Origin of the sequence: Campylobacter concisus, assembly GCF_902460545.1 — a bacterium.
Lineage (GTDB): Bacteria > Campylobacterota > Campylobacteria > Campylobacterales > Campylobacteraceae > Campylobacter_A > Campylobacter_A concisus_AE.
In genome coordinates, this window is the sequence record NZ_CABPUE010000007.1 from 323,502 (window position 1) to 345,860 (window position 22,359).

The following is a 22,359-nucleotide window of genomic DNA, read 5'->3' on the forward strand; positions in this document are numbered from 1 at the left end:
GGAAAGAATCCTTGTAGTTGATGATAATAAGGCGTTAGCAAAGCTGATTGTTATGCAAATGGAAAAGACTATTGATGATATGACAATTGATGTCGCATACAGTTTTGCCGAGGCTAAGACATTAATTAGCGAGCATGACAAAGATTATTTTATGACTATTTTGGATTTAAATTTGCCAGATGCCCCAAATGGTGAGATCGTTGATTATGCACTTTCCAAAGGGCTTTCGGCTATCGTTTTAACAGGTAGCATTGACGATGAAACAAGGCAAAATTTTATAAATAAAGATATTGTTGATTATGTTTATAAAGGAAATATGGACGATATCAACTATATCTTTCAAATGATAAATAGACTGAGTAAAAATAGACAATACAAGGTTTTGGTTGTTGAAGACTCACTCCCTTTTAGAAATATGATAAAAAAGATATTAACTAGCCTTCAGTTTAAAGTTTTGGCCGCGGCTCATGGCGAAGAGGCAATGAGTTATTTTGCAGATAATCCTGATATAAATCTTATAATAACTGATTATAGAATGCCAGTAAAAGATGGCTTTGAAGTTTTAAAAGAGGTTAGAAAAGAAAAAGATAAAAATAGTCTTGGCGTAATCGTTATGACATCTCCTAGCGAAAAGACTGACGCATCAATATTTTTAAAAAATGGTGCGAGCGATTTTATAGCAAAACCATTTTCAAAAGAAGAGTTAATATGTCGTGTTAATAATACGATTGAAGCTATGGAAAATATAAACAAGATAGCAAATTTTGCAAATCGTGACTTCTTGACTGGAGTTTATAATAGAAGATTTTTTTATTCTGACGTAGAAGAGTATGTTCAAGCAGCTGAAGAGACCAATGAGCCTTATGCTTTTGCAATGATTGATGTTGATTATTTTAAGAAGATAAATGATAAATATGGCCATGATGGCGGAGATAAGGTACTAAAATCAATCGCAAAAATTTTAAATGACAATACAAAAGGAAGCGATATCGTTGCTAGATTTGGCGGCGAAGAATTTTGCGTTGTCCTTAAAAAAATAAATAAAGAAGAAGCTGTTAAATTTTTTGTAAATTTACGAGCCAAAGTAGCTGAAAATGAAGTAACTATAAAAAAGGAAAAAGTAAAAGTTACTATATCAATAGGTGTATCTTTTGGCAATGGGCATTGCGAGATAGACGATATGCTTGAGGCTTGCGATTCAGCACTTTACACCGCAAAAGAAAATGGTAGAAACAGAGTAGAAATAGCTTTATGATTATAGATACGCATTGTCATTTAGATAGTAAAGTTTATGATCCTGACCTTGATAAAATTTTAGATGAAGCTAGAAATTTAGGGCTAAAAGGCTTTATTATCCCGGGAGCTGATATCAATGATTTACCAAAAGCGGCTAAAATAGCGCATGAAAATTCTGACATTTTCTTTGCCGCTGGAGTTCATCCATATGATAAAGAGAGTTTTAGTATTGAAATTTTAAGAAATTTTGCCAAAGATGAAAAGTGTGTGGCGATTGGTGAATGTGGTCTTGACTACTTTCGCTTACCAAAAGATGAAAACGAAAAGATAAAAGAAAAAGAGGATCAAAAACGTATTTTTTTAGCTCAACTTGATTTGGCTGTTGAGTTAAAAAAACCCGTTATTCTTCACATTAGGGAGGCTAATGAGGACTCTTTTAATATCTTAAAAGAGTATGCACCAAAGCTTGAAGCTGGAGCGATTTTGCATTGTTATAATGCTTCACCACTTCTTTTAGAGCTTTGTAAATTTGGGAATTTTTACTTTGGCATAGGCGGTGTTTTAACATTTAAAAATGCTAAAAATTTAGTCGAAATTTTGCCAAAAACCCCATTTGACAGGATAGTTATTGAAACTGACGCTCCTTATCTCACGCCAGAACCAAATCGCGGCAAGAGAAATGAGCCGGCGTTTACGACATTTGTTGCTAAAAAGATAGCTGAAATTTTAAACCTTGAGTTTGAAGTTGTTTGTGAAAAAACTTCAAATAATGCCAAAAGGTTGTTTAAGTGCTTTGCTTAAATTTTGGGTATTGCACTTGTTTAAGATGCTAGCATCTTAAGTTTTGACACGAAAAAGGATAGAAATGAAAGCAATGCTTAAAATATTTTTAATGTTTGCATGTAGTACCTTGCTACTAGCAAATACACCTGAAAAGAGCTCATACGACACTCAGGTAAAAATTTTAAAAGAGCTAGATATTGACGCTAGCTTTATGAAGACTTCTCACTATGTAAAGATGAGGCAAGGTATCAAACAATCACAACTTGAAACATTTACAGAAGCCCTAAAAAATGGTTATATGTATATACCGATGGTAAAAGAGCAGATCAAAAAATCAGGCGTACCTGAGTCATTCTTTTATCTAGCTATGATAGAATCAGGCTTTTCAAATCACACAGTCTCAAACGCAAAAGCTACTGGCATGTGGCAGTTTATGGAGCAAACGGCTAGACTGCATGGTCTAAAGGTAGGACAGTATGTCGATGAGAGAAAAGATCCAGTAGAGTCTACTATTGCAGCAACAAATTATCTAAAGTCACTTAAAAATCAATTTGGTAAGTGGTATCTAGCAGCTATGGCCTATAACTGCGGCGATGGAGCCTTAAAAAGAGCTATACAAAAAGCCGGTACAGATGACCTTGTAACGCTTCTTGACGCGGAGAAAAAATACCTTCCAGCCGAAACTAGAAATTTTGTTATTAAAATTTTAAGAGCAGCATATACCGCAAAAGACGCAGACTTCTTGATGTCTAAAGATTCATCTTTATTAAATATAAATGGTGGCCTTAAGCTTGTAAAAGTAAAAGTTCCAGGCGGTACAAATTTGGCTCAAATAGGCGATAGTATCGGTCTTAGTACAAAAAAGATGAAAAATAACAACCCGCATTTAAAATTTGTATTTACTCCACCAACTCTAAAAGATTATTATGTTTATATTCCTGAAAATAAAAAACAGCTTTTTGCAGAAAATTTCAAGCCATTTAATGGTAAAAATAATTTTTATGCCTATGTTGTAAAAAAAGGCGAAACACTACTTTCTATCTCTAAAAAAACAGGTGTTAGTCATAGAGCGATTAAAGATTATAATGAGCTTAGCACAAATGCCGTAAGCTATAATCAAAAACTAATTATTCCATTTTCCGCCCAAAATAAATCTCAAAACTATATAGTCCAAACTGGTGATACAATAGCTTCTTTATCTAAAAAATTTAATGTGAGCGAAAAAGATTTAAAAGATGCAAATTCTTTTGCTAGTTCAAATTTAAATGTTGGAGCAAATATTGTCATACCATAAGAGCCTAAAATTTTATATAGGACTAAGTTTTACTCTTCTAGTTACTGGTTGCTCTTGGAGCGGGGCACCATTTACACCAAGTGGTCCAACTAATGTAAAGGGCAACAATTCAGCTTCTATCCAAAAAGCAACAATGAGACCTTATACGATAAATGGCAAAACATACTACCCAACCGTTGTAAGTGTGGGTGATAGGGCAAGTGGCACAGCAAGCTGGTATGGTCCAAATTTTCATGGTAAAACAACCTCAAACGGCGAAATTTATAATATGTACAACATGACTGCAGCACACAAAACTTTGCCGATGAATACGATCCTTAAAGTAACAAATTTAAGAAATCAAAAAAGCGTCATTGTTCGTGTAAATGATCGTGGACCTTTTGTGGCTGATAGAGTTTTAGACCTTTCAAAGGCAGCTGCAACTAAACTTGATATTATCGGTACAGGCACAGCTCCAGTCAGTATGGAAGTCATAGGCTTTAATGAAGATATTAATGCTGTTGCTAGCATTAACACTCAAGTAAAACCAACAAGCACTGGTATAAAAGTGCCAAATCCAGTCTCTCCGACAGCTCCAACTGGAGGCATTATTATTTCGTCAGAGCAACGAGTCGTAGGTGGAGATTTTATGGTGCAAATTGGCTCATTTAAAAACCTTGAGGGCGCAAACAGATATCAAAGAGAGCATCAAAGTATAGATGGCTATAAGTCGGTAGTTAAGACATTTACTATAGATGGATCTACCATTTATAGAGTATTTTTAAATGGCTTTAGAAGTGAGGACGAGGCTAGGGATTATGCAAGAAGCGGTAAATTCCAAGGTGCATTTATAGTAAGAGGTTAGGGCGTGAGAGAAGAAATTTTAGAACTAACTAGAAATACAAAAGAGACACAAATCTCAATGAAGCTTAAAATTTATGGCTCTGGTGTTGCAAAGATAGATACTGGCATAGGCTTTTTTGATCATATGCTTGAGGCATTTACTAAGCACTCTTTGCTCGATCTTGAAATTTCATGCAAGGGCGATACCTATGTGGATTTTCATCATAGCGTTGAGGATGTCGGCATAGTTTTGGGTCAGCTTTTAAAAGAGGCCTTGTATCCTTTAAGTGGCGTTGAGAGATTTGGTGAGGTAAGCGTCGTTATGGACGAAGCTGCTGTTTTTTGTGCGCTAGATCTTAGCAACAGAGCCTACCTTGTCTATGAAAATTTTAATGAAAATGCCAAAGTAGGGGAGTTTGACACTGAGCTTGTGGAGGAATTTTTTAGGGCAGTTGCTATAAATTCTGGTATCACGCTTCATCTAAATCAAATTCGCGGTAAAAACACTCACCACATCATCGAAGCAACGTTTAAATCATTTGCCGTAGCACTTCGTAGAGCACTTGCTAAAAACGCAAGGATAGGCACACCAAGCACAAAAGGCGTTTTATGATAGAGATTATATTTTTAGATGTTGATGGCTGCCTGACCGATGGCAAGATCATATACAATGCAAATGGTGAAGAGCTTAAATTTTTTGATGTAAAAGATGGCTACGCGATAGAAAGCTGGCTAAAGCTTGGCAAAAAAGTAGCTATCATTACTGGCAGAAAGTCAGCCATCGTTGAGCGAAGGGCTGAAGATCTAAAGATAAATCACGTCTATCAAGGTGTTGGTAATAAATTTGAAGTGGCGAGTGAGATATTAAAATTTGAAGGGCTTAGCTTTAAAAACGCAGCAGCTATAGGCGATGACTACAATGACTATAAAATTTTAAATGCAGTTGCTTGGAGCTTTAAGCCAAAAGATGCGATAAAAGAGCTTGATGTAAAGACAAAACTAAAGCACAAAGGTGGCAATGGCGCGGTTAGAGAGATGATCGAGCTTATTATAAAATCAGAAAATTTATATGACGAGTGGTCTAAGCGTTGGTTGTAAAAATTTTCTACTTCGTTGTGGCTATTTTTAGTGTCGTGATGATATTTTTGGCGGCCCAAGATCCATATCTTGCAAATGTTTTAAAGATTGATACAAAGATATCAAATATGCAGATAAATGACGTGATAGATTATGAGATAAATTCCACGAAAATAAGCGGAGTCTACGAGGCTGATGAGCTAAATAGATACAATGATAAAGATGAATTTTTGAGTTTTAAAGCAAAAATTTTAAGAGGAAATTTAAAACATTTTCTAAGCTCAGACAAAGCAATCTCACAAAATGACGAAATCATCTTTCAAAAGAATGCAAACTATGAAAACAACGATAGTTTGAGATTTATAAGTGACGAAGTGATATATGGAACAAAAACAAAAATAGTAAGATCTGAAGCAAATTTCACGCTCATAAGAAATAATGATAAGGCGCTGGGTGAGAGTGGAAGCTATGATCTTGCTAAAAAACAAACGCAGGTAAAAGGGTTAAGGGCATGGGTAGAAGAAAATCAGCGATTTTAGCGGTGATATTGGGTTTTACATTTTTAAATGCAGAGCAAGTTGAAATTACATCAAATGATTTTTTTGCAGATGAGAATAAGCAAACTAGTGAATTTATAGGTAATGTAAATATCAAAAAGGGTTCATTTGATGAGCTTAAGGCAGATAAAGTGGTCGTCTATTTTGACAAAAAACGCCAACCTATAAAATATGTGGCCACTGGCAATGCTAGAGCAAAAATTTTTATAAAAGATAAGCACTACGACGGCAAAGGAAATACTCTTACATACGAGCCAGCAAAACAGATCTATACTGTTAGTGGAAATGGCTATTTGCATGAAGTAGAAACTGATAAGAATGTTTATGGCGAAAAGATCGTTGTTAATCAAAAAGATGGCACATATAGTGTAAACAGTGATGAGAAAAAACCTGTTAAATTTATCTTTCAGGTAGAGGAAAAAGATAAGTGATAAGGCCACTAAGTGCTAAATTTATCACATCAAGTCCAAGTATAAAAGAGGCCCCAAGCTTCGTAACAAGCGAAGTCGTCTTTTTAGGCAGATCAAATGTTGGTAAAAGCAGCCTCATAAATACACTTGTAAATCAAAAAAATCTAGCCAAAAGCTCATCGACTCCTGGTAAAACTCAGCTTATAAATTTTTTTGAGGCCGAGTTTTGTGAGGAAAAAGAAGAGGGCGAAAAAGATAAATTTAAGCTTATTTTGGTTGATTTGCCAGGCTTTGGCTATGCAAAAGTGGCAAAGTCAAAGCATGATGAATGGCGTAAAAATTTAGATGAGTTTTTGAAATTTAGAAGCGACATTAGACTTTTTATACACCTAATTGATGCTAGACATTTTGATTTAGACATAGACGTAAATGTGGATGCTTATCTAAAAAGCTTTTTAAGAGCTGATCAGAAAATTTTAAATTTATATACAAAAAGCGATAAGCTAAATCAAAGCCAAAAGAGTGCGGTAATGAAATTTGATCCAAGCGGCATCTTGGTCTCAACTCTTAATAAAAGCGGTATCGAAAAGGCTAGAGAAGCTATCATAAATAACGCTCTTGGTAGATAAAATGCAAACCATAAGCAGCTTAGATATTAAAATTTTTAAAGAATTTTGGTGGGCTGTTTTTTTATTCTCATACGAGATCGCAACTACGCAATTTGGCTTTTTGCCGCCACTCATTGGTATTTTTTTTACTTATATGATTTTGGAGTATTCAAGAAAACAAAAGCAATACGACGAGTTTAAGCACAATTGGTACTTTGCGATAATTTTTATAATATTTGCTGAGCAAATTCATGGATTTCATCTTTTTTCAACGATTATTGCATTTTTGCTTTTTTATAATTTTATTTTAGACTGGCTATATACCACGATGAAGTGGCGAAACTGTCTACTTATCATCTTTGTAGCAGCTGGATATACTTTAACATTTCTTGTAAATAATCTATTTGCTTACGTTTTAAATGAGCAAAATTTAACACTTTCGTCTGAATATCTATTTTTTATAGCATTTGAAAGTATCCTTGCTATCGTTCTTTTTAGGGATAAAGTGCTATGAGAATGCGCATCGTCTTTAGTGTAATCGCTCTTTTTTGGATTATACTTTTGGGACGAATTTATCACCTAAGCATAAACTCAAATACCTACTACAACGAGATCGCGGAGCAAAACGCGATAAAGACTATTTATATTCCGCCAGTTAGGGGCATCATTTTTGACGCACATGATAAGCCAATGGCTGTTAATCGTCTTGGCTTTTCAGTATCCATTAGACCTCATTTAAGTGCTAATAAAAAGGTAAAAATTTTAGATGATGAGCTAGCTTACATTGGCTCACTATTTAGTGATCTAAATGTCACAAAGCTTAAAAATGAATACATAAAAAATGACTCAGCTTATAACCAGGATTTTATAAATGTGGTCGAATTTATTGATTATGATAAATTTTTACCATTTTTTGCATCACTTTCTTTGCGTGAAAATTTAGAGATAAGACCCGCTTCAAAACGCCACTATCCATATAACGATCTGGCTTCTCACATCATCGGCTATGTCGGTAGGGCAAATCAAAAAGATATGGATAATGATCCTTTGACAAAGCTTACAAATTATATCGGAAGAAGTGGCGTGGAGCGGTTTTATAATCCGATCTTGCAAGGAATTCAGGGATTTAAAAAGATAAAGGTAAATGCCTTAAATGAAGAGATCGAGCAGATAAGCTATCAAGCACCACAAAGTCAAAATATCAAGCTTGCAGTCGATCTCGAGCTTCAGCAGTTTGTGGCTGATGTCTTTGGTAAGGATGCAGGAAGCGTTATCGTTATGAGTCTAAAAGATGGTGCTATCATAGCTGCTGGTAGCTTTCCAGAGTACGATCTAAATCCATTTGTACTTGGAATTTCTCAGCCTGAATGGGAAGAGCTTGTAAAAAACGTCGATCACCCTTTTACAAACAAGCTAATAAACGGCCTTTATCCGCCAGGTTCGGTCGTAAAAATGGGTATGGCACTTGCGTTTTTGGATAATGGCATGAGTAAATACGATAGCTTTTTTTGTAGTGGCTCGTATGAGCTTGGAGGACGTAAATTTCGCTGCTGGAACTCTCACGGACATGGAAATGTTAATATGAATACGGCAATTAGAGAGAGCTGTGATGATTATTTTTATAAAGGTAGTCAAAAGATAGGCATAGACGCTATTGTGCCGATACTTGAACGTATGGGTTTTGGTAGAAAAACCGAGGTTGATTTGCCAAATGAGTTTGTGGGGACTTTGCCAAGTAGAGAGTGGAAGATGAGGAAGTATGGTAAAGCGTGGTTTCAAGGCGAGACCCTCATCACCTCTATCGGACAGGGAAATTTCTTGGTCACGCCTATGCAAGTGGCAAAATATACAGCAGGCCTTGCAACTGGGTTAAATGTGACTCCACATTTTTTAAAGAGCATTGATGACAAGGATGTTGATTTTACACCAACAGATGATGCTTTTACGCCGTTTGAGAAGTCGCAGTTACCAGCCATTAGGCATGCAATGTATGAAGTGGCAAATCACCCAAGAGGAACGGCAAATAGGCATTTTATTGGAAGCCTAGTTAAAGTTGCCGCAAAGACTGGTACTGCCCAGGTCGTTGGAATTTCTCAAACTGAAAAGAAACGTATGAAAGAAGAGGATATGGCGTATTTGCAAAGATCCCATGCATGGATGACTACATATGCGCCTTATGAAGATCCGCAATACGTCATCACAATGGTTATCGAGCATGGTGGCCATGGCGGAAGTGCGGCTGGGCCAAAAATCGCTCAAATTTATAATAAACTCGTTGAAATGGGATATATAAATTTAGAAAAAATCCAAAGCGATCAAAATAAAAAACAAGATAATAAGAAAAAATAAGATCACTAAAAAGCCGTGGTAGCAACTACTTACTTAAAATTTTTACCTTGTGCTTAGTGCGTTTTTAGCTAAATTTATCAACTACTTTTTAATCCTCCTTATTAAATTTTGGCAAGGTTGACTGAGAATTTATGTTTTTGGTAGCTAGCAAGAGTCTAAGCGTTGATATATCTTTAAATTCGTTAAATGCTCTTGCTTAATAATTTGCCACTTTTAGAGGATCATAAGGAAAATTTTTGATTTTTATATGCGATTTTATCAGTGGCGTTTGCCTTTTTAAAGCCATTTAGCCTTAGCCTGCAGCTATCGCAAAGTCCGCATGCCTCGTCCCCGCTCTCGTAGCAGCTCCAGGTTAGCTCTAGTGGCGAGCCAAGCTCAAGCGATTTTGCTACGATGTCAGCCTTGCTTAAATTTACAAGTGGAGTAATTATCTCACACGAAAAACTAGGCGATGTGCCTAAATTTATAGCCTCGTTTATGCTTTTTATGAAGCTTTCTTTGCAGTCAGGATAGCCTGAACTATCTTCTTCTACGACTCCGATATAGATAGCTTGTGCATTTTCTTTTTCAGCAAGTGCGGCAGCGACCGAGATAAAAATGCCATTTCGAAAAGGTACATAGGTATTTGGTACGTCTTTTTCTACTCCATCTTTTCTTATTTGCAAGCTTTCATCAGTCAAAGAATTTCCGCCTATTTGGGCAATAAAGCTAACATCCAAACTCATCTTTTTTGTAATGCCTAATCTTTCACAAATTTCGTTAAATGCACGTTTTTCACGTTTCATCGTTCTTTGGCTATAGTCAAAATGAAGCGCTACGATATCATATCCAGCCCTTTTTGCCATTACAGCACAAAGCGTACTATCCATACCGCCGCTCATTATACAAACTGCTTTTTTCATATTTTGCCTTTTATTTTTGCTAGAATTATACAAAAAGTTACTAAGGAAAGAGCCTAAAATGATACTTTGTGAAGAGAGCTATCCAAAAATTTTAGATGAAATTTGTGAATATTTGACACTAGGAGAAATCGAGCTAGTCTTTGTCGATAAAGAAGAAATGAGAGAACTAAATAAAACTGAGCGGGGCATCGATAAAACGACAGACGTTTTAAGCTTTCCGCTTGAGCTTGTCATTCACGCCCCACTTGGCTCAATCGTTATAAACAAAGATATGGTAAAAGAGAAAGCAACTGAGCTAAATCATAGTGAAGAGGCCGAAACCGCACTACTTTTTACGCATGGATTACTTCATATCTTGGGATTTGATCATGAAAAAGATGATGGCGAAATGAGAGAGAAAGAGTGCGAGGTTATCAAGAAATTTGAGCTGCCTAAAAGTCTAATCGTAAGAAGCGAGGATGTTAGGCTAATCGATCTTATAAATAATAAAAATTTAAAAGAGTAGATTTTCTTCAGATGTTTTGTGAAGCTCTTCTAAAAGCTCCTCTTTTTGGCATAAAATCAATATATAGATAAAATTTTTAAGCTTTTTTATCTCGCTTAAATTTTTAAAGTAGATTGCATTTTGTACTTTTAATAACGAGCCTTCTGGCAAGCAAATTTTTATCTCATCAGGGCTAAATTTTTTATTTAAAAATATACTTTGGCTTATGAATAAATCTTCATCGCTTTCAGTAATTATGGCTCTAAAGCTATTTCCAAAACTAGTAGGAATAAAATTTTTATCTATAAAAATCGGGTCAAAATGCCCGTGAATCCTACCTTCGTAAGGCTTAAATGAAATTTTATTGCTATCAAGAAATTTTAAAAGCCCATAAAACATCCCAGCAAAAACTCGTGGTATGTTTAAGTTTTGATAGTATGTTTGCTTAAAGACCGTATTTGTAAAAAAGATCGAGCTTGGATTTATCTCGTGCATAGTAGTATCTGTGTAAATGGTCTCAAAAAGAGGTGATATGCGCTGAAGTGTTCTTGTATCATCGCCAAAAAAGATATCAAAGACCTTTGCGTGAAAAATTTGATTAAAAAGCTCAGTGATATTTTTTGACATGACATGTGCGTTAGAGCCAAGCTTTGATTTTTCTAAAAAGTCATTTATAAAAGGATTTACGGCGCAAAATTTTAAATCTTTATGAGTAGCCTCAAATCTCATGAGCTTTATCATGGCGGTCTGTAAGCTACTAACTTTTAAAAAGGCGATCTCTTTGTCGATAATTGGCACATTATCTTCGCTAATTATGGCGTATGCACCTTGTTTAATCGCTGTTTCTATGTCGCTATCGTTCGCGTTTAAGCAAATATACGCAAAGCCACGTCTTACATGCTTTAGCTCAAAAACAAACTCGCTTACGCTAGTTATCGTCGGTGCATTTAGAGCCTCGGCATTTATTAGACGAGTTAAATTTTCTATTGTCATTTAGCCAACGATCGCACCGTTTTTAACTTTACCTTGCGTACCAAGAAGCGTTAGCGAGCCATCAGATGCGCTTAGGATCATGCCTTGAGAGACATATTTTTTCATCATCGTTCGCTCTTTTAAATTTGCTAAAACGCAAACTTGCTTGCCGATAAGCGAGCTAGGCTCGTAGTATTTTGCTATGCCAGATAAAATTTGACGCGGCTGCTCCTCGCCAAGATCTATCTTAAATTTAAGCAGTTTCTCACTACCCTCGACTCTCTCGCACTCGAGTACTTCACCTACTTTTATTACCACCTTTACAAAGTCATCAATGCTAATGATTTCGTCCTCTTTTTTCTCCTCTTTTGGCTCAGCTTTTACCTCAACCTTTGGCTCATTTGCCTCGCTCATTAGCTCTTTTTCTATTCTTGGGAAAAGTGGCTCGGTAGCTTTTGCCACAAAATTTGAAATTTCATTTTTCAAAACAAGGCTTTCATAAGATGCTGTGTCTATGCTAAAGCTAAGCGTGTCAGCTATCTTAGCACAAGTTTTTGGCATGGCTGGACTAAGCAGTATCGCCACTTTTGCAAGTAAATTTGCGCAAAGTGCCACAAGCGCGTTTGCCTCGTCAGTTTTGCCAGCTTTTACAAGTAACCATGGCTCATACTTCGCAACGGCTGCATTTGCAAGCGTTACGACCTTCCAAAGATCCTCTAAATAGCGATTTGTTGCTAAAATTTCTAAATTTTTTATAGCTTCATCAAGGTAGCCTTTTGCTTCATCAAGCTCAGCTTTGTGAAATTTGAGCACATCTTTTGAGCCGATTTTATAGTCGCTATACTTTGCGCTCATGCCAATAATGCGGCTTAGCAGGTTGCCAAGTCCGTTGCCAAGTTCTGAATTTATGCGCTCGATCAAAGCCTTTTGGCTGTAATCGCCATCTTGCCCAAACGGCACCTCTCTAAGCAAAAAGTATCTGAAATTTTCAAGTCCGTAAGCATTTGCAACCTCTCTTGGGTTTATAACATTACCCTTACTTTTGCTCATCTTTTCGCCATTTATGGTCCACCAGCCGTGCGCTGCTACATGTTTTGGTAATGGCAATCCAAGACTCATCAAAAATGCCGGCCAGTAAACTGCGTGAAAGCGTAAAATATCTTTGCCAACGATGTGAGTAGTATATGGCCAAAGATCCATTCTAGCGTCATCTCTTGAATATCCTAGTGTTGTTAGGTAGTTTATAAGCGCGTCAAGCCAGACGTACATAACGTGCTTTTCATCGTTTGCGCTCTTTGGTAGCTTTATGCCCCAGTCAAAGCTGGTTCTAGTTACTGAAAGATCTTTTAGTCCACCTTTTACAAAGCTTACGACCTCGTTTTTCTTGCCTTTTGGGATGACGCAAAGCTCGTCATTTTCGTACCATTTTAAAAGCGCGTCTTCATATTTTGAAAGCTTAAAAAAGTAGCTCTCTTCTTTGACTAAAGACGTCACTCGGCCGCAGTCTGGACAGTGATTGTCTTCTAGCAGGTCTCTTTGATTAAAAAATGTCTCGCAGCTAACGCAGTAAAATCCCTCATATTCGCCTTTGTAAATGTCGCCATTTGCTTGCATCTTTTCAAAGACATTTTGCACGGTTTGTTTGTGCTCTTCGTCGGTCGTTCTTATAAAATGATCATAGCTTATCTCAAACTCATCCCAAAGTGACCTAAATTTAGCGCTAATCTCGTCGGCGTACTCTTTTGGAGTCTTGCCTCTAGCACGTGCTGCTTGCTCGATCTTTTGTCCATGCTCGTCTGTGCCAGTCATAAAGTAGGTTTCTTTGCCTTGCAAGCGGTTAAATCTAGCAAGTGTATCAGCGATGATAGTCGTATATGCATGGCCGATGTGTGGCACATCGTTTACGTAATATATCGGGGTCGTTATATAAGCTTTTTTTTTCATATTTTTCCTTTAATTTTAAAAATCAAATCCGCCATCGCTGCCAGTATTGCCCTTTGACATCGAGTTATAGCAGCTATTTACATACTCTTTTCTTATCTCACAGTCAAAAAATACTTCGCAGTTAAAGCAACTTTTTTGCCCTTTTTGGCTTTGGCACTCTTGCAAAATTTTTGCTTTTTGCTTTAAGGCTAGCTCAAATGCGTCAAGTGGCTCGTTTGCTTGTGTTTCTTGCATTATTTTTGCTCGTAAAATTTATGCAAAAGAGAAATTTCATCACGTGAGCCAAAAAAGCATGGCGTTGTTTGGTGAATTTTTTCTATTTTTATATCAAAAAGTGTTTGGTTTTTGCCGTTTGTCGTTGCGCCCTTTGCGTTTTCATATATGAAGGCAAATGGCAACACTTCAAAGACTACTCTTAGCTTACCATTTGGATGATCGCTCGTTGCTGGATAGCTAAAAAGGCCGCCACCTTTTAGCAAAATTTGATGTAGGTCGCTTACCATCGCACCTGAGTATCTTAGTCTGTAGCCTTGGTTGAATAGCTCGTTTATAAAATTTCTATGCGTTTGGCTCCAGCCTTTTTGCGTGGCTCCCGTGGCATTTAGCTTTCCCTTTTCTTTTAGCTCAAGCTCTTTTACAAATTTAAACTCGGCATCTTTACCAAGTCTATAAAATTTAGGCAAAGCGCCCTTTTTCTCAGCAATTACAAGCTCAAGTCTTGGACCATAGATGCTGTAAGCTGCGGCTATTAATTTTTCTGGTTTTACTTCATTTTCGTAGATGCCAAAGATCGAGCCAACGGCAAAATTTACATCAACTAGGCTTGAACCATCAAGTGGATCGTAAGCGATGATAAATTTAGCATTTTTGTTTATCTCTAACTCATCCTCTTTTTCCTCGCTAATTAGCGCTTTTACGCAGTCTAGCTCACTAAATTTCGCCGTGATGATCTCATCGCTTTTGACATCAAGCTTTAGCTGTGTGTCGCCGGTTGCGTTTTCGTGAGTTGTGTAGCCAAGATCGGCGTATTTTATCACTTCGCTTATCTCTTTTGCGATCTCTTTTATGGCGTTAAAAATTTGATTTAATTCTTGCATTATACAGCCTTTGCATTTTTGATTATCCACGCACAAATAGCGTCTATATCGTCTAAATTTATATTTTTTATCTCGTAAGGAATTTGTTTTTTGTATGTTGCGATCGCATCTGAAAAGCTAAGATATTTTTCATCTATTTCATCTTTAAAAACACTTAATCTTGGTAGTGGAAGCGTCTTTAAACCCTCGACTAAGAGTATGTCAAACTCACCTAGCATTTTAATGACGTCACTAATTTCTTGTGGATTTTGTGAAAAATAAGTTGTTCTAGTCGGACTCATCACTACCACATCTGCCCCAGTTTGTGAAAATTTAAAGCTATCCTTGCCCTCAACGTCAAATTTGGCCTTGTCGCCCGGGTCGTGTTTTACTATCGCGACTTTCAAACCATCATCTATAAATTTTTTTGCTACCTTTAAAATAAGAGTCGTTTTTCCGCTATTTGAAGGGCCAGAAAAAGCGATAGCAAGTCTTTTCATAAGAACCTTTTTTGTTAAAATTTCTCGCGATTATAACTTATGTTGGCTTTAAAATTTATGAGTGAAATTTAAAAATTAAAATGCTAAAATGGCAGAAATTTTAGAAATTTAAGAGTTTTTATGAGTAAATTTATATCGTTTTTTGTATTTATTTTGATGATATTTGGCTGTGCTGGTGAAAAAGTAATCGTGCATGAGCCGTTAAAAAATGAGCTTTTGGCCTATACAAGCAAGAGCGAGATCATTGATGGCACTGATAGAACGCTAATTGTAGCAACTTATCTAAATCCTATTTATAACTCAGATTTAGATGCAAGCAAAGAGCACTTTTTGCTGGCCATAAATCCAAAAGAGCACGCTAGTGAGCTAAATAATATCAAGGTAAACAACGACTCAAATGCCACAAATGCAAGGATGCTTGATGAAAATGATAAGATGCTAAAATTTGCTGGATTTTCGATGCCTTGGGCGCTCTATTATGAAGTGACCGCACCAAGCAAGCAAAGCGATGATCTCACTCTTAGTTTCGAAATTTATCAGTCAAAGCCGGTTTTGTTAAATTTTCGAAAAGTTGCGAAATCTTTATATTGGAACCAGTAAGCGCCATATAGATCACGTAGTTGGCAAGCACCTTTTTGCCGTAGTTTCTAGTCTCTGCGACTGGGACAAGCTCGATCGATAAAAATGGCTCAAATTTTCCCTCTTTAAACATATCATCTCTTGTGATAAGCTTTTTAGTAAAGCCAATACCGCCGTTGTACGCGTATGCGGTAAAGAGCGGATGATAGAGAAATTTATCAAGATAGTTTAGGTGATGGTTTGCAAATTTAAATGCAATATCTGTTTTAAAAAGATCATCCTGGTCAAAATTTGGGATTTTTAGCTCTTTTTTACCGATCGCATTTGCAAGAAATGGCATAAACTGCATCATTCCAAGGGCGTATGAAGTAGAAACTACGCTTGGGATAAAGAGACTCTCTTGTCTAGCCAGAGCGTAGATCATTGACTTTCTCTCGTTACTGATGCCATCAAGCTCAGGAGAGCTTGGCATCAAAAAGTATTGTTTCTCCCAGCCATGCGCCTTTTGCATGAAGTATGCATAGGCACCAATGCTTTCATTTGTATAAAATTTTTTCGCAAATTCGCTTGCTTGCGTGGCATTCATATCTTTTGCAAGGGCTACAGTTTTGTTCCATAAAAACGGATCGCTCACGTCAAAATTTTCGATATTTTGCTTATTAGGCCTTGGCACGATGACTTCAAGTGGTTCGCCACCGATCAAATCTCTTGCGTAAAGCGAGTAGATATTTGCATCCTTGCTGGCACCTAGCTCTTTTAAAAAGCTTTCGTTTTTACTTATCTGGTACTGCCAAAAGGTCGCATTGTCTCTTTGCCAAGCTCTTTCAAATGTACTCTTGGCTCTTGCAAAAAGACTAAAAGCGATATCGTCTTGTCCTAGTAAAATGGCATTTAATCCAAGCGTAAAAGCATCATTTTTCTCAGTGATGGCTGGATCGATGCTTAGCAAATTTCTTCTAAAACCTTCATATTTTTTATTAAGAACAATATCGTTTAATAAATTTGTAAAGCCCTTTTGAGAGTATAGCTTGGTCATGAAATTTGCATCAAAGCTTTCGCTAAAAAGTATACTTTTATTTTGCGGGCTAGAGGCGTTAAATAGTTCTAGAAAGCTCTTTGTATCATTTAAATTTGCAAAAGCTTTAGCCGGATTTACTTCATTTAATGCGAGTAAAATTTTTGATTTTTCTGGATTTGTCTTTGCAAGATTGGCTGCTAAAATTTCACGAGTATGATTGTCAAGCTTTAGGCTAAAAGCAATAGATGTTAGTAAATTTTGGCAGGTTAGATTTGCCTGGGTGATATTTTTTGCATTTATACCAGGACATTTGCTAGGAGCTGCTTTCGGAGGTAAAATTTTATCGATTGATTTTTGAACAAGGCCTGCTTTTCTAAACACATCACGCGAAAGATCTGCGATCTGCTCTTTTGTATAGCTGCCCTCGTTAATAAGACGGTTGATGTAGTAGTCTTTTGCTAGGCTTTTTGGCTCTTTTTTTAGCTCTTCGTAGGTGTAAATTTTACCCAAAAGAGCAACACAGGCAAGAGAGAGAATACTAAAGTGACGCAGCAAAACCAAACAAAAGCCTTATTAAAAATTGATCTAAAAATTGAAGCGCTAAAAGTACTATAAGCGGAGTAAAGTCAATACCACTAAAATTTGTTTTTATATAGCGTCTAATAAAGCTATAAACCGGCTCAGTTAGCCTATAAAGTAGCTGCACGACCGGCGAGCTAGGATCTGGCCTGACCCAGCTAATCAGAGCTGCTGCGATGATGACCCAAGTATAGACCGTGATAATAAGGTGCAAAATGTTTGCAATCGCTGAAAATAGAGTGGAAAGTATCATTTTTGCTCCTAGATTAAAATTTTTGCTAGATCATCTTTGATGAGCGGATAGAGCTCGCTTAGCTCAGGGCCGTGAAGGTCGTTTGTAAGCAGCGCACGTAGTGGCATGAAAAAGTTTTTACCTTTTAAATTTGTAGCATTCATAAGCTCTTTTTTAAACTCATCAAAGCTCTCGCATGCCTTTAAATTACGAGCTGCTTTTTTGATGATCTCAAATTCGTTTTTATACTCTTCTGGAGCTATTTTTGGTGAGTATATAGCCTCAACTTTTGCCTTTATCTCAGGCACTAGAGAGCTCTCTTGAGTGTAAAATTTAACTAACTCAGCCTTACTCTCATCTACGCCAAAAATTTCTTTTATGCGCTCTTTTGAAGCAAGCTTGATGTGTTCTCTATTTATCTGCTCAAGTTTTTTCACGTCAAATCTAGCAGGTGAGCGTGAAATTTTAGTTATATCAAACCACTTTACCGCATCTTCGATCGTAAAAATTTCGGTTGGAGTTTTGTTGCCAAGAAGTATCAGATAGTTTGCGATCGCCTCAGGTAAAAATCCCTGCTCAAAAAGCCATTTTACGCTTGATTCGTTCTCGCGTTTGCTCATTTTTTTACCCTCTATATTTAAAAGGATAGGCAAATGCGCGTAGTTCATCTTGCCAGTGTAGCCAAGGCCTTCTCGTATGAGATCTTGCTTTGGTGTATTGCTCACGTGATCCTCGCCACGTATGACAAAGGTCACGCCTTCAAGCATATCATCAACTGCACAAGCAAAGTTGTAAGTTGGAGTTTTGTCCGCTCTCATTATGACAAAGCTATCAACAGCGTCTGGCTCGAAGCTTAGCTCGCCTTTGATCGCATCTGTAAAGCTCATAGTGCGTGTTGGCTTTTTCATGCGGATGACAAATGGCTTCTCGCAGTTTAAAACTTCGGCGTCACTTAATCTCTCGCAGGTGCCGTCATATCTATATGCCACGCCTTGTTCTTTTGCTTTTTGTTTTTTTGCCTCAAGCTCTTCTTCGGTGCAAAAACAAGCAAAGGCCTTTTTGTCAATGAGGAGCTTTGAAGCTAGCTGTCTGTGGAATTTTAAATTTTCACTTTGGATGTAAATTTGCTCTGGCTTTATACCAAATTTGCTTAAAATTTCTAAGATATCTTTCTCTTTTCCTTCAATATTTCGCTCTTTGTCTGTATCTTCTATACGTAAAATAAAACCACTTTTATCCTGCAAAGAACAAATATAATTAAAAATAGCTGCACGTAAATTTCCTATGTGCATATCTCCTGTTGGAGAGGGTGCAAAACGATACATAAGCTCATTCCTTACGTTAAATTTTGAGTTTGGATTATAACACCAGCTTGATAAATTTAAAGTTATGTAATTTGATTTTTTTAGCCGAAGCAAAGCATTTCTTGAATAAAATCCGAACAAAAATTTAACATTTTTAGGAGAAACAATGAGTTTTATAAGCGAATTTAAAGAATTTGCGATGCGTGGAAATGTCATAGATATGGCAGTTGGTGTTGTTATAGGTGGCGCGTTTGGAAAGATCGTTTCATCACTAGTTGGTGATGTTATCATGCCAGTTGTTGGCGTTTTAACTGGCGGTGTAAATTTTACTGATCTTAAGCTTACACTAAAAGAAGCGGTAGATGGCGTACCTGCTGTTACGATAAACTATGGCTCATTTATACAAACAATGGTTGATTTTTTAATAATTGCATTTTGCATTTTCTGCGTTATCAAAGCTTTAAATACACTTAAAAATAAATTACCAAAAGAGGAGCCAGCTCCAGCAGAGCCTGAAACTCCAGCCGACATTGCACTTCTAACTGAGATTAGAGATCTACTTAAAAAATAATTTCATAAATTCAAAGGGAAAATTCCCTTTGAAAATCTATTAAAATTTATCTTATTTTTATATGCTAAAATGTTTTTTATTTTAAAAAGTGAGTAAAAATATGATAGAGAAAATCCCATTTTTTCAAGGCTTAAACGAAGAAGATTTAGCCAAACTTGAAGCCATAAGTGTCGTAAAAAAGCATAAAAAGGGTGAATTTTTATTTATAGAAGGTGAGGAGCCAAAATGGTTAATATTTTTAATAAGCGGCTCTGTTAAGCTTTATAAAACCACGGCAAACGGAAAAGAAATTTTTATTCATCAGTTAGCACCTATGAATTTTGTAGCTGAAGTCGTAAATTTTGAAAATATTGTCTACCCGGCTAGTGCCATTTTTACCATATCTGGCGAGGTATTAAAGATAAATTATGAAAAATTTGCAGCAGAATTTTTAATAAAACCAGAAATTTGTATGAAATTTTTAAAATCAATGTCTGAAAAGATAAGAATCACAACAAATCTACTTCATCAAGAGTTAATTTTAAGCTCAGAAGAAAAAGTGGCTAGGTTTATTTTAGATCATGAAGATTTATTTAATGAGCTAAAACATACAAAAATTTCATCAATACTTAATATGACTCCAGAAACTTTTTCAAGGATTTTAAATAAATTTAAAACAAATGGTTTGGTTAAACTTGACGAAAAGAACCAAATTTTGGAAAAAGATGTAGGTGGACTGCAAGAAATTTATTCTTATTGAAAGTTAATATCAAATAAATATTTTTATTTACTTAAAGAAAAAATTTATATATTTTTTGATAGTATTCACTTAAAATTTTCGTAAAAATTTACGATATATTGATAAATTCAGGAGGAGATTTTGGCTGAAGTTAAGAAGAAATTTTTTGTTTGGTCATCTGTTATTATCGGCATTGTGATCGGACTTATTGCGTCTATGGGTATTGCTGATGCACTTCACGCGACTGGTAGTGGCTACATCTGTACTATTTGTCACACGATGGATCCTATGAATGCTGCATATCATGAAGATGCACATGGCGGCAATAACAAGCTTGGCATAAAAGCTGAATGTTCAGCCTGTCACCTAAATCATACAAGTGCCTATACCTATGTACTTACAAAACTTAAAGTATCGATAAATGATGGTTATAAGACATTTTTTACAGATACAGACAAGATCGACTGGCGTAAAAAACGCGAGCATGCATCTCACTTTGTCTATGATAGTGGATGTTTGACTTGCCACTCAAATTTAAAAAATGTTATTCAAGCTGGTAAATCATTCTTACCACATAGAGATTATTTCGTTCTTGGAAATCCTAATAAAAAATCATGTGTTGACTGCCACGAGCATGTTGGTCACAAGAATTTAGGACTACAAATCGATAAATTTGAAGCAATTAAAAAACAAGAAAACAATAAAACCAAGTAAGGAGGAGAGATGTTTAAAAAGTCGCTAATGTTATTAGCCTGTCTAATGTCTTTTGGCTTTGCCGCAAACATGGATGCAAATAAATCTGATGCTTTAAACCTTAATGTTGTAAAAAACATTAAAGTTGCTCACAAAATGTCAGACTTATCAAAAAGCTGTGTTGAGTGCCACGCTAAAGAGACACCCGGCATAGTTGCCGATTGGAAAAATAGTCGCCACGCTCACGTTGGCGTAAGTTGTATGGATTGCCACTCTGTAAATGCAGATAATCCTATGGCTTCAGTTAAGGTGCATCCAAAAGATTCTAACAACCACGTATCAATGCTAGTTAGCCCAAAAACTTGTGCTAAGTGCCACGAGAATGAGGTTGAAGAATTTGTTAAGAGTGGTCACGCAAGAGGTGCTATGCAAATGTATGCTAACCCTGCGATGGTAAAACTAATGTATCACTATGAAGGTATGGATCATCCAGAATACAAAATGGCTCCAGACGCTACTGGTTGTACACAGTGCCACGGAACCGTCATCAAACTAGACGCTGATCACAAACCTACAAAAGAGACTTGGCCAAACTACGGTATAGGTAATGTTTATCCTGATGGTGGCGTAGGCGGATGTAAATCATGCCACAGCGCACACACATTTAGCATAGCTGAAGCTAGAAAACCAGCTGCTTGTGCATCTTGCCACCTTGGACCTGATCACCCAGATATTGAGATCTTTAACAACTCAATGCACGGACATATCTATAATAGCGAAGCTCACAAATGGAATTTTGATGCTGCTCCTGATACATGGGATGTACCAGACTTTAGAGCTCCAACTTGTGCAGCTTGCCACATGAGTGGTGTTGGTGAAACAACAACAACTCACAATGTTTCAAGAAGACTAAAATGGAACCTATGGGGCGTCAGCAGTAAGCTAAGAACAGCTGGTGATGAACAAGCTGCTGTTGTTTACGAAAAAACTGGCAAACTAACCATAGGAACGCCACTTGCAGGTCATCCAAATGGACCAGAAGCAGCAAGAGCTGAGATGAAGCTAGTTTGTAAAGCTTGCCATACATCAACTCATACAGATAACTTCTTCATTATGGGTGATAAGCAAGTAGAGCTTTATAACGTTTACAATGCTGAAGCAACTAAGATGCTTGAAGAGTTGAAAGCTAAAAACTTACTACTCGCAGACGCTTGGGAAGATGAATTCCAAGATGTTTACTATCATATGTGGCACCACGAAGGTCGCCGTATGAGACAAGGCGCTCTAATGGGTGGTCCTGACTATTCACACTGGCATGGAGTATTTGAAGTTAAGAACGACATTAGAAAACTTCGTGAGATCTATAAACAAAGAATTGAGACTGGTAAAGTTAAATAATTCTTTATAAGGTGGGTTTTCTCCCACCTTACTTTCTTAAATAACTATTAGATTTACTCAACTTAAATCATTTTTTATACGTTCAAAACTATACAATTTTTAAGACTAATAACATTAAAAGTAAGATATTAATTTTTATAGTACAAATTTAAAAATATAAAATATAATTTTTTATTTTTACAAGGATAATTTTTGGGACTTTTGAGAATTATTATTGGAGCATTCGTATTTAGTTTTCTTATAAATTTTTATT

At 36.4% G+C, this 22,359-nt stretch carries 26 protein-coding genes; 17 read left to right on the forward strand and 9 right to left on the reverse strand.

Annotation, left to right across the window (positions count from 1 at the left end; translation table 11 throughout):
* The 11 genes from FZ949_RS06770 to mrdA all read left to right on the forward strand — a co-directional run.
* Positions 1-1,255 (forward strand): GGDEF domain-containing response regulator (locus FZ949_RS06770; protein ID WP_148790288.1); only part of this gene is annotated, 1,255 nt, incomplete at its 5' end.
* Positions 1,252-2,037 carry a TatD family hydrolase gene (locus tag FZ949_RS06775; RefSeq protein ID WP_103579561.1) on the forward strand — a complete coding sequence of 262 codons (786 nt, stop codon included), beginning with the start codon at positions 1,252-1,254 and terminating at the stop codon, positions 2,035-2,037. The genes FZ949_RS06770 and FZ949_RS06775, both read left to right, overlap by 4 nt.
* Before the next feature lie 64 nt (positions 2,038-2,101).
* Positions 2,102-3,313: a lytic transglycosylase domain-containing protein gene (locus tag FZ949_RS06780; protein ID WP_103579560.1), complete on the forward strand. Its 1,212-nt coding sequence runs from the start codon at positions 2,102-2,104 to the stop codon at positions 3,311-3,313.
* Positions 3,300-4,157: a septal ring lytic transglycosylase RlpA family protein gene (locus tag FZ949_RS06785; protein WP_103579559.1), complete on the forward strand. Its 858-nt coding sequence runs from the start codon at positions 3,300-3,302 to the stop codon at positions 4,155-4,157. The genes FZ949_RS06780 and FZ949_RS06785 overlap by 14 nt, the downstream gene beginning before the upstream one ends.
* Before the next feature lie 15 nt (positions 4,158-4,172).
* Complete coding sequence (gene hisB, locus FZ949_RS06790; RefSeq protein WP_180998578.1) at positions 4,173-4,748, forward strand: imidazoleglycerol-phosphate dehydratase HisB; 576 nt, start codon at positions 4,173-4,175, stop codon at positions 4,746-4,748.
* Positions 4,745-5,233 carry a KdsC family phosphatase gene (locus FZ949_RS06795; RefSeq protein ID WP_021090575.1) on the forward strand — a complete coding sequence of 163 codons (489 nt, stop codon included), beginning with the start codon at positions 4,745-4,747 and terminating at the stop codon, positions 5,231-5,233. The genes hisB and FZ949_RS06795 overlap by 4 nt, the downstream gene beginning before the upstream one ends.
* Positions 5,224-5,751: an LPS export ABC transporter periplasmic protein LptC gene (locus FZ949_RS06800; protein WP_021090489.1), complete on the forward strand. Its 528-nt coding sequence runs from the start codon at positions 5,224-5,226 to the stop codon at positions 5,749-5,751. The genes FZ949_RS06795 and FZ949_RS06800 overlap by 10 nt, the downstream gene beginning before the upstream one ends.
* Positions 5,724-6,200: a lipopolysaccharide transport periplasmic protein LptA gene (lptA, locus tag FZ949_RS06805; protein ID WP_072594780.1), complete on the forward strand. Its 477-nt coding sequence runs from the start codon at positions 5,724-5,726 to the stop codon at positions 6,198-6,200. The genes FZ949_RS06800 and lptA overlap by 28 nt, the downstream gene beginning before the upstream one ends.
* On the forward strand, positions 6,197-6,808 hold the full coding sequence (gene yihA / locus FZ949_RS06810; protein ID WP_148790274.1) for a ribosome biogenesis GTP-binding protein YihA/YsxC: 612 nt from the start codon (positions 6,197-6,199) through the stop codon (positions 6,806-6,808). The genes lptA and yihA overlap by 4 nt, the downstream gene beginning before the upstream one ends.
* Position 6,809: 1 nt before the next feature.
* Positions 6,810-7,301: a hypothetical protein gene (locus tag FZ949_RS06815; protein ID WP_148790275.1), complete on the forward strand. Its 492-nt coding sequence runs from the start codon at positions 6,810-6,812 to the stop codon at positions 7,299-7,301.
* Complete coding sequence (mrdA, locus tag FZ949_RS06820) at positions 7,298-9,136, forward strand: penicillin-binding protein 2 (protein ID WP_085657636.1); 1,839 nt, start codon at positions 7,298-7,300, stop codon at positions 9,134-9,136. Before FZ949_RS06815 ends, mrdA begins: the two co-directional genes overlap by 4 nt.
* Positions 9,137-9,357: 221 nt before the next feature.
* Here mrdA and queC read toward each other — a convergent pair whose 3' ends face one another.
* On the reverse strand, positions 9,358-10,071 hold the full coding sequence (gene queC / locus FZ949_RS06825; RefSeq protein ID WP_258033379.1) for a 7-cyano-7-deazaguanine synthase QueC: 714 nt from the start codon (positions 10,069-10,071) through the stop codon (positions 9,358-9,360).
* Positions 10,072-10,096: 25 nt separating this feature from the next.
* On the opposite strand from queC, the gene ybeY reads away from it, so the two are divergent.
* Entirely contained in the window at positions 10,097-10,543 is a 447-nt protein-coding gene (gene ybeY, locus FZ949_RS06830; RefSeq protein WP_072594784.1) for an rRNA maturation RNase YbeY, read from the forward strand.
* On the opposite strand, the gene FZ949_RS06835 is transcribed toward ybeY, so the two are convergent.
* The 5 genes from FZ949_RS06835 to mobB are packed head-to-tail and all read right to left on the reverse strand — an operon-like array spanning position 10,532 to position 15,014.
* Positions 10,532-11,515 carry a ferrochelatase gene (locus FZ949_RS06835; protein WP_103579555.1) on the reverse strand — a complete coding sequence of 328 codons (984 nt, stop codon included), beginning with the start codon at positions 11,513-11,515 and terminating at the stop codon, positions 10,532-10,534. The two genes, ybeY and FZ949_RS06835, sit on opposite strands and share 12 nt — an antisense overlap.
* Positions 11,516-13,438: a methionine--tRNA ligase gene (gene metG / locus FZ949_RS06840; RefSeq protein WP_103579554.1), complete on the reverse strand. Its 1,923-nt coding sequence runs from the start codon at positions 13,436-13,438 to the stop codon at positions 11,516-11,518.
* Between the two features lie 15 nt (positions 13,439-13,453).
* Complete coding sequence (locus FZ949_RS06845; RefSeq protein WP_103579553.1) at positions 13,454-13,672, reverse strand: hypothetical protein; 219 nt, start codon at positions 13,670-13,672, stop codon at positions 13,454-13,456.
* Complete coding sequence (locus tag FZ949_RS06850; protein ID WP_234401479.1) at positions 13,672-14,535, reverse strand: class 1 fructose-bisphosphatase; 864 nt, start codon at positions 14,533-14,535, stop codon at positions 13,672-13,674. Before FZ949_RS06850 ends, FZ949_RS06845 begins: the two co-directional genes overlap by 1 nt.
* On the reverse strand, positions 14,535-15,014 hold the full coding sequence (gene mobB / locus FZ949_RS06855; protein ID WP_103579551.1) for a molybdopterin-guanine dinucleotide biosynthesis protein B: 480 nt from the start codon (positions 15,012-15,014) through the stop codon (positions 14,535-14,537). Before mobB ends, FZ949_RS06850 begins: the two co-directional genes overlap by 1 nt.
* Before the next feature lie 120 nt (positions 15,015-15,134).
* Between mobB and FZ949_RS06860 the strand changes: the two genes are divergently transcribed.
* Positions 15,135-15,614 (forward strand): hypothetical protein, encoded by a 480-nt coding sequence (locus tag FZ949_RS06860; protein WP_107952951.1) that lies wholly within the window; start codon positions 15,135-15,137, stop codon positions 15,612-15,614.
* Here the strand turns inward: FZ949_RS06860 and FZ949_RS06865 are convergent.
* Genes FZ949_RS06865 through gltX form a run of 3 tightly spaced genes read right to left on the reverse strand, consistent with a single transcriptional unit; the run spans position 15,535 to position 18,747 of the window.
* Positions 15,535-17,172: a lytic transglycosylase domain-containing protein gene (locus tag FZ949_RS06865; RefSeq protein WP_107952953.1), complete on the reverse strand. Its 1,638-nt coding sequence runs from the start codon at positions 17,170-17,172 to the stop codon at positions 15,535-15,537. The two genes, FZ949_RS06860 and FZ949_RS06865, sit on opposite strands and share 80 nt — an antisense overlap.
* On the reverse strand, positions 17,150-17,443 hold the full coding sequence (locus FZ949_RS06870; RefSeq protein WP_021090481.1) for a YggT family protein: 294 nt from the start codon (positions 17,441-17,443) through the stop codon (positions 17,150-17,152). The genes FZ949_RS06865 and FZ949_RS06870 overlap by 23 nt, the downstream gene beginning before the upstream one ends.
* A gap of 8 nt (positions 17,444-17,451) precedes the next feature.
* Positions 17,452-18,747 (reverse strand): glutamate--tRNA ligase, encoded by a 1,296-nt coding sequence (gene gltX / locus FZ949_RS06875; RefSeq protein WP_107952954.1) that lies wholly within the window; start codon positions 18,745-18,747, stop codon positions 17,452-17,454.
* A 145-nt stretch (positions 18,748-18,892) separates the two neighbouring features.
* On the opposite strand from gltX, the gene mscL reads away from it, so the two are divergent.
* The 4 genes from mscL (at position 18,893) to FZ949_RS06895 (ending at position 22,106) form a co-directional block, all read left to right on the forward strand.
* A complete protein-coding gene (gene mscL / locus FZ949_RS06880; RefSeq protein WP_084040854.1) occupies positions 18,893-19,297 on the forward strand; it encodes a large-conductance mechanosensitive channel protein MscL in 405 nt (134 codons plus the stop codon).
* Positions 19,298-19,397: 100 nt separating this feature from the next.
* Positions 19,398-20,036: a Crp/Fnr family transcriptional regulator gene (locus tag FZ949_RS06885; protein ID WP_054196325.1), complete on the forward strand. Its 639-nt coding sequence runs from the start codon at positions 19,398-19,400 to the stop codon at positions 20,034-20,036.
* A gap of 120 nt (positions 20,037-20,156) precedes the next feature.
* Positions 20,157-20,729, forward strand: a complete 573-nt coding sequence (locus tag FZ949_RS06890; RefSeq protein ID WP_084040850.1) for a cytochrome c3 family protein — start codon at positions 20,157-20,159, stop codon at positions 20,727-20,729.
* 9 nt (positions 20,730-20,738) lie between these two features.
* On the forward strand, positions 20,739-22,106 hold the full coding sequence (locus FZ949_RS06895; RefSeq protein WP_084040848.1) for a multiheme c-type cytochrome: 1,368 nt from the start codon (positions 20,739-20,741) through the stop codon (positions 22,104-22,106).
* Positions 22,107-22,359: the final 253 nt, after the last annotated feature.

Bases quoted from the DNA above. Each gene is read 5' to 3' on its own strand.
- FZ949_RS06775 (WP_103579561.1), top strand. From the start codon at position 1,252: ATGATTATAGATACGCATTGTCATTTAGATAGTAAAGTTTATGATCCT.
- FZ949_RS06780 (WP_103579560.1), top strand. From the start codon at position 2,102: ATGAAAGCAATGCTTAAAATATTTTTAATGTTTGCATGTAGTACCTTG.
- FZ949_RS06795 (WP_021090575.1), top strand. From the start codon at position 4,745: ATGATAGAGATTATATTTTTAGATGTTGATGGCTGCCTGACCGATGGC.
- lptA (WP_072594780.1), top strand. From the start codon at position 5,724: ATGGGTAGAAGAAAATCAGCGATTTTAGCGGTGATATTGGGTTTTACA.
- FZ949_RS06815 (WP_148790275.1), top strand. From the start codon at position 6,810: ATGCAAACCATAAGCAGCTTAGATATTAAAATTTTTAAAGAATTTTGG.
- mrdA (WP_085657636.1), top strand. From the start codon at position 7,298: ATGAGAATGCGCATCGTCTTTAGTGTAATCGCTCTTTTTTGGATTATA.
- ybeY (WP_072594784.1), top strand. From the start codon at position 10,097: ATGATACTTTGTGAAGAGAGCTATCCAAAAATTTTAGATGAAATTTGT.
- FZ949_RS06835 (WP_103579555.1), bottom strand. From the start codon at position 11,515: ATGACAATAGAAAATTTAACTCGTCTAATAAATGCCGAGGCTCTAAAT.
- metG (WP_103579554.1), bottom strand. From the start codon at position 13,438: ATGAAAAAAAAAGCTTATATAACGACCCCGATATATTACGTAAACGAT.
- FZ949_RS06845 (WP_103579553.1), bottom strand. From the start codon at position 13,672: ATGCAAGAAACACAAGCAAACGAGCCACTTGACGCATTTGAGCTAGCC.
- FZ949_RS06850 (WP_234401479.1), bottom strand. From the start codon at position 14,535: ATGCAAGAATTAAATCAAATTTTTAACGCCATAAAAGAGATCGCAAAA.
- mobB (WP_103579551.1), bottom strand. From the start codon at position 15,014: ATGAAAAGACTTGCTATCGCTTTTTCTGGCCCTTCAAATAGCGGAAAA.
- FZ949_RS06860 (WP_107952951.1), top strand. From the start codon at position 15,135: ATGAGTAAATTTATATCGTTTTTTGTATTTATTTTGATGATATTTGGC.
- FZ949_RS06870 (WP_021090481.1), bottom strand. From the start codon at position 17,443: ATGATACTTTCCACTCTATTTTCAGCGATTGCAAACATTTTGCACCTT.
- gltX (WP_107952954.1), bottom strand. From the start codon at position 18,747: ATGTATCGTTTTGCACCCTCTCCAACAGGAGATATGCACATAGGAAAT.
- mscL (WP_084040854.1), top strand. From the start codon at position 18,893: ATGAGTTTTATAAGCGAATTTAAAGAATTTGCGATGCGTGGAAATGTC.
- FZ949_RS06885 (WP_054196325.1), top strand. From the start codon at position 19,398: ATGATAGAGAAAATCCCATTTTTTCAAGGCTTAAACGAAGAAGATTTA.
- FZ949_RS06895 (WP_084040848.1), top strand. From the start codon at position 20,739: ATGTTTAAAAAGTCGCTAATGTTATTAGCCTGTCTAATGTCTTTTGGC.